Here is a 10,663-nt window from a genome sequence, read left to right as displayed (position 1 = left end):
GGAGATCCTCCTGGCCGGCCCGACCCGAGTGCGGGCGGCTGCCGGTCAGTAGTAGTGACGCCGTCCGCCGACAGCGTGCCCGACGGTGCCGGCGACCCACAGGACGAGGCCGATGGCGACCAGGATGATCCCGATGGTCCACAGGATCGGGAACCCGATGACGAAGCCGACGATGAGCAGGATGACGCCCAGGATGATCACGGTGTCTCCCTAGGGTGATGGGGACGGTGGCCGAGGAGGCCGACCGCGGCACGCTCGGCGCGGAGCCGGCCCGGGTGGCGGAGCCGTCACGTCCTCCGCCGTGCCCATGAACCGCGTCTACCGCTGTCCGGGCCCGGCAAACCCCGACCGGCCCTCCGTCCTCAGAGGCGGGGAGCCGGGGCGCCGGGGCCGCCGGTGAACAGGGCGCGGCGCTCCGCCGCCGTCAGACCGCCCCGGACGCCGTACGGCTCCCGCACCGCGAGCGCGTGCCGACGGCAGTCCACCCGCGCCTCGCAGCCCGCACAGAGGGCCTTCGCCGCCTCCTCCCGCGCCGTCGCGGCGGCGCCGCGCTCGGCGGCGGGGAGGAACAGCGGCCCGTGGTCGGCGCAGCGGCAGGCCGCCGTCGGCGCGGGGCGCCAGCGGCCCTCGGGTGCGTCGGGCAGGCGGGAGAGGTCGGCCACGGCGGATCCTTCCGGTCGGGGTGGTTGCCCCGTTCGTCTAACCCCGTCCCGCCCGTTCATGCCCGCCCATGGCCGCCGGCCCGACCGAGAGCACCCGTCAGCGCCGGCCGGCGCCGATCAGCGCCGGTGCCGGCCCCGGCGGCGGACGGTCGGGGCCGGCCCCCGCGCCGGGAGGAACAGCCGGGCCGCCTCCCGCCCCAGGTTGACACCGATGGCGAGGGCCATCGCGGTGGCCGTGGCGTGCCCCAGGCCGCTGAGCCCGGCCTCGGGCTCGCCGCGGACGAAGGCGAGCAGCCCGAAGTACAGCACCGACCCGGGCAGCAGCGCCCCCAGGGCGGCGGTGACGAACGGCAGCACCGAACTGCCCCGGTACCGGGCCATCAACTGGCCGGACAGGCCCACCAGCACCGCGGCGAGGCCGGTGGCCATGATCGGCTCCGCGCCGGCGCCGACCAGCACCGAGTACGTCGTCCAGCCCGCCGCGCTGTTGACCAGGACGGCCGGCAGGGTGGCCGGCTCGGTGTTGAGCAGCACCGCGAAGGCCAGCGCCAGCAGGACCGCCGCCGCCAGCTGGAGCGGCGGGTTGGCGGGCGCCGCCGGGCCGCTCTGGGCGGCCAGGTCGGCGCCGTTGTTGACCCCGATGTAGAGCACGGTCATCACCCCGACGACCACGCCCGCCAGCAGGTAGAGCACCTCCAGCAGCCGGGCCGCGGCGGTGAGGTAGAAGCCCGCGAGGCCGTCCTGCACGGCCGCCACCATGGGCCAGCCGGGCAGCAGCGCGTACAGTCCGCCGGTGATCACCACCGAGCCGCGCAGGTGCAGTTGGTTGAAGGACATCAGCATGCCGACCACCGCGGCCGGGGTCGCGGCCGCGGCGATCCGGTAGAACTCCGGCAGGTCGTGCCGCTCGACCAGGGCGGCCAGCAGGGCACCCGCCATCGTGGTGACCACGGCACTCACGAACACCAGCCAGGCCCGGGCGTCGGCCCGGCTGCCGACCAGCAGGGTGGCGGCGCCGGCCAGCAGGCCGGAGGAGAGCACCAGCACCCAGGCCGGGTAGTGGCGGCAGTGCCGGCGCACGGCCCGCAGCCGCCGGTGGGCGTCCTCGACGGCGACCCCGCCCGCGGTGATCTCGGTGACCAGCCGGAACAGCGCCGCGAGGCCCGCGTAGTCCCCGGCGGGGCGGCGCACGAAGCGCTCGGCCGTCACCGGCGGCTCGCCGTGGCCGGGCTGGTAGGAGATCGCCACCCGGGTGAAGGTCACCTGGGGCTCGCAGGGACGGGCCCGGTAGGTCCGCGCCACGGCGAGCATCGCCGCCTCGACGTCCTCGGCGGCCTCGCCGCAGGCCAGCATCAACTCGCCCACCAGCAGCGCCAGGCCGAGCACGGCGGCGACCTCGTCGGGAGCCGGCCCGTCCGCGCCGCCGTCGTCCTCCTCGCCGTGACCGGCCGACGGGTGGGCGGTGGTGGGGGTGCGCAGCAGCGGCAGCATCTGCTCGGGCCAGCGGACCGCGCCGCCCGCCCCGGGGTCGGCGGGGGCCGGATCGGCCGCGCCCGGTCTTCCCTGCGGCGGTACCCGTCGACCCTCCGGGCCTTCGGTCCCGGCCCGCGCGCCGCTCTCCTCGTGTTCCGGCATCGTCGCTCCCTGCATCACCCCCCACTCGGCTACTTTCGGCACCCATCCGACTACCCGCCGACACCGATTCGTGAACGTCAGGCCCGGAGCGCGGACGGGTCGTTCGCGCCCTGGCACGGTTGCCGGTGCGGTGCCGAACCGGGTCGACGGCACCATCGCGCTCGCCCACCTCGCCGCCGCCTTCCCGGACGACCCCCAGTTCGCGCTGCCCTCGCTGATCTGCCTGGAGAACACCCACAACCGCTGCGGCGGCGCGGTGCTGCCGCTCGACTGCCTGGCCGAGGTGCGCCGGATCGCCGCGTTGACCACCCGGGCGCCGTCCAGGTGCACCGCGACGCCCCGCGCGCCGGCGAAGCGATCCCCACGCGCGCGAAACCCTGCCCGGGTCGGCTCCTGATGGAAAGCCAGTGAATGGAGTTCGGATAGCCGATGACGAACTCATGTGCCGAGTCGCCGACTTGAATGCGGCCATGCCCCCACCTCGAACTCTTCGGATGCCGTTCAGCACGCAGATCCGCCGTCAAGGGTGGTCGTGATCGCCCCACCGGAACACCACCAACTCATCGGGATTGATCGTCAGTTCATTCTTTTACCTGCACAGCCGGTGGGCAGCTCCTACTGTCATGGAGCGATCAGGAGTCGCGGCAGCGTGCTGCCCTGAGCACCGCCATCGGTCGGCCTGACTCGGCGTCGACCCAGCGCCCCGGGCTTCAGCGCGCCACTGCGCCGCGCCTCGGTCACCACCTGCCGCGCCTGCCCGATGGCGTCCACGATCGATTCATGCCGCATGAGCGAGCTCCATGTCTCGGAGAGTGAGGGCCCGGACCGTGGTGGCGGTGCCGGGCAGGGTGGAACAGGCAGCCAGGGTGGCGGCCAGGCGGGGGCCGTGGTCCGCGGCCGTCCCGTCCAGCAGGACGCCCAGCAGGGTGCCGCTGTGGGCGCACACCACCCCCTCGGCGCCGACCCTCGCGGCGATCGCCAGCAGCGCGTCCAGGTTGCGCTTGGGCGCCAGACGCTGGTTCAGCACCGCGCTGCGGGTCGCCACCGCACCCACCCGGGCGAGGTCCCCGGCCCGTACCGCCGCGGCCAGCTCCGCCAGCAGCTCGGCGTACTCGGCGCGCTGCGCCGGGGAGTACGCCTTCGGCACCCGGTTGAAGGCCACCGTGTCCAGCAGGCCGCCCTCGTCCACCGCCACCACGGTCGCCGCCGGGAGGCCGCCCAGGCGCTCGCGCAGCCGTACCTCGCGGTGCTCGAAGGCCACCACCCCGGGGTGCATCACCCCGTCGGTCGGCTCGATCGGGCGCAGCCAGCGCTCCACCGCGGCGGGTGAGGTGTCCAGGCCCAGCGCGGCGCCGACCGCCCGGACGGTGGCGACCAGGTCGGCCGAGGAGCTGGCCATGCCCTTGCCCACCGGCAGGTCGCCGTCCAGCAGCAGCCCGCCGGCCGGCCGGCCGTGGGCGGCGAGCATCGCCTCGGCGACCCGCCGGGTCTTGGTCTTGTGCGCGGGGAACACCCGCAGCGGGCTGTCCGGGTCCAGTCGGAAGCGGGCCCGGGCCCAGCGGTCGACCGGCAGCGTCACCAGGAACTCGGCGCCGTCGGGCAGGGCGCCCTGGAGCAGTTCACCGAAGGTGCCGAAGGCCCGGGCCGAGCTGGTCCGCAGCTCGACGCCGGGGCGGGACGGGACGGGCGGGGGCGTGCTCACGACCCCTCCGACCTCTCCGACCTCCCCGACCTCTCCGACCTCTCCGACCACTCCGACCCCTCCGACCTCTCCCGGTCCGCAGCCAGCAGTGCCGCGACCCGGTCGGCCGCCGTCGCCGCCGCGGTCCGCCGCGCCCAGCGCTCGGTCAGGCGCTCCTGATCGACGGCCAGTTCGGCCAGGGTGCGGACGGCCGCGTCGAAGGCCAGCAGGTCGGCGGCCAGTGCCCGGACCTGCTCGCGGGCGGACAGCAGTTGGGCGCAGACCTGGAGGTCGTTGCGGCTGCGGTCGGCGTGCCAGGCGGCGAACGGCGGGACGGGGCCGGCCGTGACGTGCCGTTCCAGGGCGAAGGAGATGTCCGACATGTTCTCGCGCGGGTTCGCCCGGACGGTGTCCGGGGAGACCTCGTCCAGCCGGGCGGCGATCGCGGCGGTGCCTGCCCCGTCGAGCAGTCCCATCCGCCGGTACTCCAGCAGCAGCACCCGCTCGATCTGCACGTAGTGCCGCAGCAGGTGTTCGGCCTCGTAGGCGAACTGCGGTGCCAGCACCTCCTGGTGCCACACCTCGCTCGGTACGCCCTCGATCCGACCGGTCACCGTCATGACGTGCTCCCCGGTAGTCCTCGCGCAGGCCGCGCGGGATGGCGGAGGGCGCACCGCCCGGTGGTTCCGTCCCCCATCACCGTTCCCGACTCGTCGTTCCGACCCGCCGCCCATCCCTGGACCCCTGGCCGTGGCCCACCCCGTGGGTTCCGGCCGGGCCTCCTCGCGCAGGCCCGGGCAGGGGCGCCCGGCGTCACGCCTCGGGGCTCCCGAGCCCGGCGCGGATCGCCCGGCTGATGGCGTCCAGGTTGTCGTCGAGGAAGAAGTGGCCGCCCGGCACGGCGTGCTGGGTGAACGGCCCGGTGGTGTGCGCGGCCCAGCCGGCCGTGTCCTCGGGGCGGGCCGAGGCGTCCTCGGTGCCGACGAAGGCGGTGATCGGCATTGGCACCGGCGGTTCGTCGCCGCAGTCGTAAGCGTCCAGCCAGCCGAAGTCCGCCCGGCAGACGGGCAGGACGAGCTCCAGCAACTCCGGCTCGTCCAGGACGAAGGCGGGCAGGCCGCCGCCCCGGACCAGCCGCGCCAGCATCTCGCCGTCGGGCAGGGCGGACAGGCCGTCGAAGATGTCCTCGCCGCGCCGGTGGTCGGGCCGGGGGCAGCCCGACACGAAGAGGTGGACGGGCAGTCGGGCCCCGGCCCGGCGCAGCCAGCGGACCACCTCGAACGCCAGCAGGGCGCCCATCGAGTGCCCGAACAGCGCGTACGGCCGGTCGGCGGTCGCGGCGACGGCTTCCCCGATCCGCTCCACCTCGACGGCCGCCGGCTCACCGAGCCTGCGCTCCCGGCCGGGCAGGGCCAGCGCGGCGACCTCGACGCCGGGGCCGAGCGCGGCCGGCCAGCGGGTGTAGACGGCCGTGGCGCCGCCCGCATAGGGGAAGCAGATGAGCCTGACCGGCGCCTCCGGACGCAATTCTCGGGAAACGAACCATTTGCCGGGAGGTATCTGGCCGTTCACGGGCGCCATCCCGGAAGTCCGGCTATTGGCCCGAGGTCGTCCGGAAAGTCCATGGTCTCCGAAGCGGCCTTTCTGGAATAGCTGCCAGAACCCATTCGATCCGCTCTGGATCGCCGCTCTGCGGAGGCCGGTTGTGCCGCCTGGTCGGTTCTGCCATCGAGGATGATGAATGGTGTGCCGATCAACCGCTGATGACTGTACCTCAGCTGAGTGAGCACGCTCAATAGTTGACGATCATCGGCCGTCCCACTCTACGGCGCCCCCACCGGAAAGTGCTCCGATTTCTCCAACTCGCCGCCCCGGGACGGAAACCCGCGACGCAACCCACGGGGAACTCGCATGGGCCAATCCAACGACGATCCGTCGGGACCCGCCGAGGCCCGTCGAGACGCGTAGAGACCCGTCGAGGCCCATCGCGACCCGTCGAGACCCTGGGCTTCCGACGTCATCCGGTCAGCGCGGGGTTCAGGACACCAGTGGCCCCTCCGCGATCTCGGTCAGCGTCACGGTGCACAGCCCGCCGCGCTGGGCCTGGACGTCCGTGACCTCCAACTGGGTGCCCGGCAGCAGGATGTACTCCTCCTCGCCCGTGAACGCCGAGAACCGCTGGATCCCGGTCGCGCGCAGCGGCCGCACCTCGAACAGCGTCCGCTTGCCCCGGCTGCCGAGGAAGGCCTGCGCCACCCCCAGCTCGGAGGTGCAGGAGGACACGCCCCACCACGTCACCGTCCGCCCCAGCGGGTACTGCTTGCGCAGGTCCAGCGAGACCCCGCGCCAGAGCGGCTCCGTCCGCACCGGCAGCTGCGACACCGCCGCGAACAGCAGCCGCAGGTACGGCAGGTACGGCACCAGCCGGCCGCGGTCCGGCGAGCGCAGCACCGCGTTGATCTCCCGGTAGAACGCGGACTCGCAGGTGTAGAGGTACAGCGCGGCGACCGCGTCCGCGGACAGCCCCGCCGCCGCGCCCTCGCCCGCCCGCCGCCTGCCGAAGTCGTGCGACAGGGCGATGTGCCGGTCCAGGCCGCGCAGCAGCTCGGCCACCGGCGCCACGGCATCCCGGAAGTCCATCAGCGGCGTGTCGAACACCCCGCTGATCGCCGGGAGTTCGAGGCCCTCGTCCTTCACGCCGGCCAGGCGGTCCAGGTACAGCTGGTGCAGCTCCATCGTGGAGGCGATGAACGCGCCCATCCGCTCGGCGACGCCGCCGTCCGCACCCGCACCCGCCGCCGCGCCCGCGTTCCAGCCCTTGCTGGGCAGCCAGTCCACCTCGTCCGCACCGAGCGAGGCCAGGGCGGCGTTCACCGTGGCGAAGTGCTCGTTGTCGCAGAAGATGTCGCCCTGGGCCGCCGGGTTGGCGTGGTCGATGTGCCGGACCTCGACCTCCGGGTACTTCTTCTCCAGCCGCCGCACCACGCTCTTCAGGCTGCGCGCGTGCGCACCCCACCAGGCGAAGACGACGCCCCGGTCCTCCTCCCCCGCCTGCTGCTTGGCCCGCAGGATCTCCTCCACGATCCGCTCGGCCACCGGCCGCCAGAACCCGGTGTGCTGGTCCGGGCCCATCGCGCCGTCGGCGCTGGCGGTGAGCGCCGCGTTCAGCAGCAGCACGCCCTGGGTCAGCATCGCCTGGAACCACTCCGGCGGCTGGACCGTCTCCTCCTTCTTCAGCAGCGCCCGTATGTCCGCGATCGGCGTCTTCTTGGGGATGCCGTACTTCCACATCGCCGCGGCCTTGATGATGCAGCGGATGCTGATCACCCGGCCGAACTGGCTGTCCTTCCAGTCGTGGAAGGCGTTGTCGAACATCGCGATGCCGGTGGCGCTCTCCGGCCGCGGGTACGGGTTCTGACCGAAGACCACCACCTTCCACTTGTGCGGGGCGTGCGGCTTGAGCGCCTGGAAGGTCAGCTCGCGGACCGGCACGACGTCCGGGCCGCGCCCCGGGCCGATGAACGAGGCCGCGCCGGACTGCGCCTCGATGACGGGCTTCAGCACCGGCAGCCACGGCTCGCCGCCGCCCTGGAAGAGCTCGGCGAGGGCCAGCGGGTCGTTCGGGTCGGGCTGGGTGGTGGCGGAGGTGTCGGCAGCGCTCATGGTGGTACTCCGGCTGGTCAAGGGCATCTGGTGACGATCCGTCAGTTCTTCGGCGGACGACACCTTCCTAACAGCCCGGACTGACACTCCGGGCCGCCCGGTGAGCGGGCGACGGACTGTCAGTGGCACCCACTAGCGTCGGAACCGACAACGAGAGACCCCCGGGCCCCTCTCCCGGGCCCTGCCGTACGACAGGAGTTGCAGCATGACGACGGACCGCGCGCAGTCCCCGCTCCGGGTGGTGCTGACGGACCTCAACGCGACGGTGGTCGAGTCGTGGCGGGCCGCCTTCGCCGACACCCCCGAGATCGAGATCCGGCACGGCTCGATCCTCACCGAGCAGGTCGACGCCTGGGTCAGCCCGACCAACTCCAGGGGCCGGATGGACGGCGGGACGGACGCCGCGATCAAGCGCCACCTGGGCGCGGGCATCCAGCTGAAGGTGCAGCGCGCGATACGCGACCACCACGCGGGCAGCCTGCCGGTGGGCAGCGCGGTCTGCGTGCCCTCCGGCGCCGTCACCCCCAGGTTCCTTATCTCCGCGCCCACGATGCAGAGCTCCTCGCAGAACGTGAGCGAGACCCTCAACGTCGCCCTGGCCTGCGCAGCCGCCTTCCAGGCCGTCCACCGGCAGAACCGGCTGGCCCCGGGCAGCATCCGCTCGGTGGCCCTGGTCGGCATGGGCGCCCAGACCGGCCGGGTGCCGGCCCGGGTCTGCGCCAACCTGATGTGGACGGGCTACACCCTCTTCAACGACCACCACTTCGAGGACGACAACGAGCTGCGCGCCACCGTCCTGGCCCAGCTGGAAGACATCGAGAAGGCCCCCGCCACCACCCGGGTCCGCATCACGGCGCCGTCGACCCGCAGCCGCTCCGGACGGTAACCCGCCCCCGAGGAGCACCCTCCCGCCTCCCGCGCCGCGCCGACCCTTCGGCGCGGCGCGGGGCGTTTCCGGCCACCGGGGCTCGAAGACGCCGTGGGATCGAATCCACCGCAGGTTCGGAGCCGCCGATGGATCGAAGCCACCGCGGGTTCGGAGCCGCCGCCGGTCAGCCTGCGACCAGCGCCAGCCGGATCCAGCGCTGCGCCTCCGTGGTGGCCACCGCCACGTCGAAGGCCTCCGGCGCGGCCGCCGCCTGCACCACCAGCCCCTTGAGCAGCCCCACGAAGGCGAACGCGAAGGCCTGCGGGTCCACCCCGGCCCGCACCTCCCGCTCGGCCACGCCCTGGCCGACCGCGTCCACCACCCAGCCGCGCGTCCGGGAGTCCAGCTCGGCCACCGCACCCGTCAGCTCGGAGGCGCCGGCCAGCGCCTCGGCGCCCAGCACCACGAAGGCCCGGCCCAGGTCGGTCGGATTCCGCACACCGTCGAGCACGCCCCGGGCGAAACCGCACAGCTCCTCCACCACCCCGGCGCCGCTGCGCTCGGGGGCGGCCGCCGCCATCGCCTCGGCCAGGGCCTCCTCCTGGAGCCGGGCGAGCAGCGCGGCCTTGGAGCCGAAGTAGTGGGTGGCCAGGCCGCGGCTGAATCCCGCCTCCTCCCCGACCCGGGCCAGGGTGACCCCGGTGCTGCCGTGCTCGGCGATCAGCCGGGCAGCGGCGGCGAGCAGCGCTGCCTCGGCGTGGGCGCGCCGTTCGGCCTGGGTGCGGCGGGGCTGGGCGTCCTGCGGGGCGGGGGTGAGGGCCGCCGTGCTGGCGGTCGTTCCGGCAGGCGTGCTGGCAGTCGTGCGGGCGGGCGGGCCATCGTGCGTGGGCATGGCACCATGCTAGGGTCGAACTTGCTTGTTGGATAACAAGCAAGTTCGGGGTGGCGAGGCACTCCCCGGTCCCGCCGCCCCCGGCAGAAGGGAAGTCCCGATGACCGCCACGATGCTCGCCGGCCGCCTCGACGTCACCAAGGGCGCGTTCGCCGTCGAGGAGGTGCCCGTCCCGGTGCCCGGCCCGGGCGAGGTGCTGATCAAGGTCGAGGCCGCCGGCGTCTGCCTCTCCGACGTCCACCTGATCGACGGCACCCTCAGGCCCTTCCTCCTCCAGAGCGACAAGGTCACCCTCGGCCACGAGGTCGCGGGCACCGTACACACCCTCGGCGAGGGCGTGACCACCGCCGCCGTCGGCGACCGGGTGCTGCTGCAGGCCGGCGAGACCCGCAACGGCCGGGTGTACACCCGCGGCGTGGACTACGACGGCGGCTGGGCCGAGTACGCGCTCGCCACCGCCACCACACTCGTCCCGATCCCGGACGAACTCCCCTTCGAGCAGGCCTGCTTCATCCCCGACGCGGTCTCCACCCCGTGGGCCGCGATCACCGGCACCGGCGCCGTCCGCCCCGCCGAGGCCGTCGGCGTCTGGGGCGTCGGCGGACTCGGCGCCCACGGCGTCCAGCTGCTGCGCGCCATCGGCGCCTTCCCGATCGTCGCCGTCGACCCGCTCCCGGCCGCCCGCGACCGCGCCCTCGCCTTCGGCGCCGACGCCGCCCTCGACCCCGCCGACCCGCACTTCGCCGAGCAGCTACGCAAGGCCACCGGCGGCCGGCCACTCTCCGCCGCCTTCGACTTCGCCGGCGTCGCCCCGGTCCGCGAGCAGGCCATGGCCACCCTCGGCGAACGCGGCCGCCTGGTACTCGTCGGCCTCACCGACAAGCCGCTGACCATCACCGACGGCACCCGGCTCAGCTACCTGCGCCAGCAGATCCTCGGCCACTACGGCTCCGACGGCCAGGACGTCATCGACCTGGTCAACCTGGTCCGCGGCGGCCGCCTGGACTTCGCCCGCTCCGTCAGCGGCACCTTCCCCCTCGCCGACGCCGCCCGCGCCGTCGAGGCCCTGGAGCACAAGGAGGGCAACCCCGTCCGCCTGGTCCTCAAGCCCTGACAGCCTCACCCGCCCCCCACACCTGCCCGACTGAGCCGGGCACGGCCCCGGGGCGGCCGCCCCCGCCACCGCGGGCGGCCCCCCCCCCCACCCCCCCCCCCGGCGGGCCCCCAAACAACCACCGCGAGAAAAACGACCCCCCAACAAC

Annotated in this window: 11 protein-coding genes; 3 read left to right on the top strand and 8 right to left on the bottom strand. The window is 74.1% G+C overall.

The genetic code is table 11. From position 1 onward, the window contains the following. Positions 1–45 precede the first annotated feature (45 nt). From ACFWIS_RS32435 to ACFWIS_RS32425, 3 genes are all read right to left on the bottom strand, one after another. Positions 46–201: a DUF6131 family protein gene (locus tag ACFWIS_RS32435; RefSeq protein ID WP_380460322.1), complete on the bottom strand. Its 156-nt coding sequence runs from the start codon at positions 199–201 to the stop codon at positions 46–48. Between the two features lie 161 nt (positions 202–362). Next, positions 363–662 (bottom strand): WhiB family transcriptional regulator, encoded by a 300-nt coding sequence (locus ACFWIS_RS32430; RefSeq protein WP_380460324.1) that lies wholly within the window; start codon positions 660–662, stop codon positions 363–365. Between the two features lie 117 nt (positions 663–779). Beyond that, positions 780–2,297 (bottom strand): threonine/serine exporter ThrE family protein, encoded by a 1,518-nt coding sequence (locus ACFWIS_RS32425; protein ID WP_380460326.1) that lies wholly within the window; start codon positions 2,295–2,297, stop codon positions 780–782. 70 nt (positions 2,298–2,367) lie between these two features. Between ACFWIS_RS32425 and ACFWIS_RS32420 the strand changes: the two genes are divergently transcribed. After that, positions 2,368–2,694, top strand: a complete 327-nt coding sequence (locus ACFWIS_RS32420; protein ID WP_380460328.1) for a beta-eliminating lyase-related protein — start codon at positions 2,368–2,370, stop codon at positions 2,692–2,694. 381 nt (positions 2,695–3,075) lie between these two features. On the opposite strand, the gene ACFWIS_RS32415 is transcribed toward ACFWIS_RS32420, so the two are convergent. The 4 genes from ACFWIS_RS32415 to ACFWIS_RS32400 all read right to left on the bottom strand — a co-directional run bounded on the left by ACFWIS_RS32415 (position 3,076) and on the right by ACFWIS_RS32400 (position 7,641). Continuing rightward, positions 3,076–3,999, bottom strand: coding sequence for a kinase (locus ACFWIS_RS32415; protein ID WP_380524158.1), 924 nt, complete (start codon positions 3,997–3,999; stop codon positions 3,076–3,078). Continuing rightward, entirely contained in the window at positions 3,996–4,598 is a 603-nt protein-coding gene (locus ACFWIS_RS32410; protein ID WP_380460332.1) for a hypothetical protein, read from the bottom strand. The genes ACFWIS_RS32415 and ACFWIS_RS32410 overlap by 4 nt, the downstream gene beginning before the upstream one ends. Positions 4,599–4,791: 193 nt before the next feature. After that, positions 4,792–5,550, bottom strand: coding sequence for a thioesterase II family protein (locus tag ACFWIS_RS32405; RefSeq protein WP_380524155.1), 759 nt, complete (start codon positions 5,548–5,550; stop codon positions 4,792–4,794). Between the two features lie 465 nt (positions 5,551–6,015). Next, on the bottom strand, positions 6,016–7,641 hold the full coding sequence (locus ACFWIS_RS32400) for an ADP-ribosyltransferase domain-containing protein (protein WP_380460336.1): 1,626 nt from the start codon (positions 7,639–7,641) through the stop codon (positions 6,016–6,018). Positions 7,642–7,846: 205 nt separating this feature from the next. On the opposite strand from ACFWIS_RS32400, the gene ACFWIS_RS32395 reads away from it, so the two are divergent. Beyond that, on the top strand, positions 7,847–8,527 hold the full coding sequence (locus ACFWIS_RS32395) for a macro domain-containing protein (protein ID WP_380460338.1): 681 nt from the start codon (positions 7,847–7,849) through the stop codon (positions 8,525–8,527). A 166-nt stretch (positions 8,528–8,693) separates the two neighbouring features. Here the strand turns inward: ACFWIS_RS32395 and ACFWIS_RS32390 are convergent, their stop codons facing one another. Continuing rightward, positions 8,694–9,401: a TetR/AcrR family transcriptional regulator gene (locus tag ACFWIS_RS32390; RefSeq protein WP_380460340.1), complete on the bottom strand. Its 708-nt coding sequence runs from the start codon at positions 9,399–9,401 to the stop codon at positions 8,694–8,696. 100 nt (positions 9,402–9,501) lie between these two features. On the opposite strand from ACFWIS_RS32390, the gene ACFWIS_RS32385 reads away from it, so the two are divergent. Then, positions 9,502–10,515 (top strand): zinc-binding dehydrogenase, encoded by a 1,014-nt coding sequence (locus ACFWIS_RS32385; protein WP_380460341.1) that lies wholly within the window; start codon positions 9,502–9,504, stop codon positions 10,513–10,515. The last annotated feature ends 148 nt before the right edge of the window (positions 10,516–10,663 follow it).

Origin of the sequence: Kitasatospora sp. NPDC127060, from assembly GCF_042724935.1 — a bacterium.
Classification (GTDB): domain Bacteria; phylum Actinomycetota; class Actinomycetes; order Streptomycetales; family Streptomycetaceae; genus Kitasatospora.
The sequence above is the reverse complement of the archived record's forward strand: the minus strand, read 5'-3'. Positions and strand labels throughout refer to the sequence as shown.

Bases quoted from the DNA above. Each gene is read 5' to 3' on its own strand.
- ACFWIS_RS32425 (WP_380460326.1), bottom strand. From the start codon at position 2,297: ATGCCGGAACACGAGGAGAGCGGCGCGCGGGCCGGGACCGAAGGCCCG.
- ACFWIS_RS32410 (WP_380460332.1), bottom strand. From the start codon at position 4,598: ATGACGGTGACCGGTCGGATCGAGGGCGTACCGAGCGAGGTGTGGCAC.
- ACFWIS_RS32400 (WP_380460336.1), bottom strand. From the start codon at position 7,641: ATGAGCGCTGCCGACACCTCCGCCACCACCCAGCCCGACCCGAACGAC.
- ACFWIS_RS32395 (WP_380460338.1), top strand. From the start codon at position 7,847: ATGACGACGGACCGCGCGCAGTCCCCGCTCCGGGTGGTGCTGACGGAC.
- ACFWIS_RS32390 (WP_380460340.1), bottom strand. From the start codon at position 9,401: ATGCCCACGCACGATGGCCCGCCCGCCCGCACGACTGCCAGCACGCCT.
- ACFWIS_RS32385 (WP_380460341.1), top strand. From the start codon at position 9,502: ATGACCGCCACGATGCTCGCCGGCCGCCTCGACGTCACCAAGGGCGCG.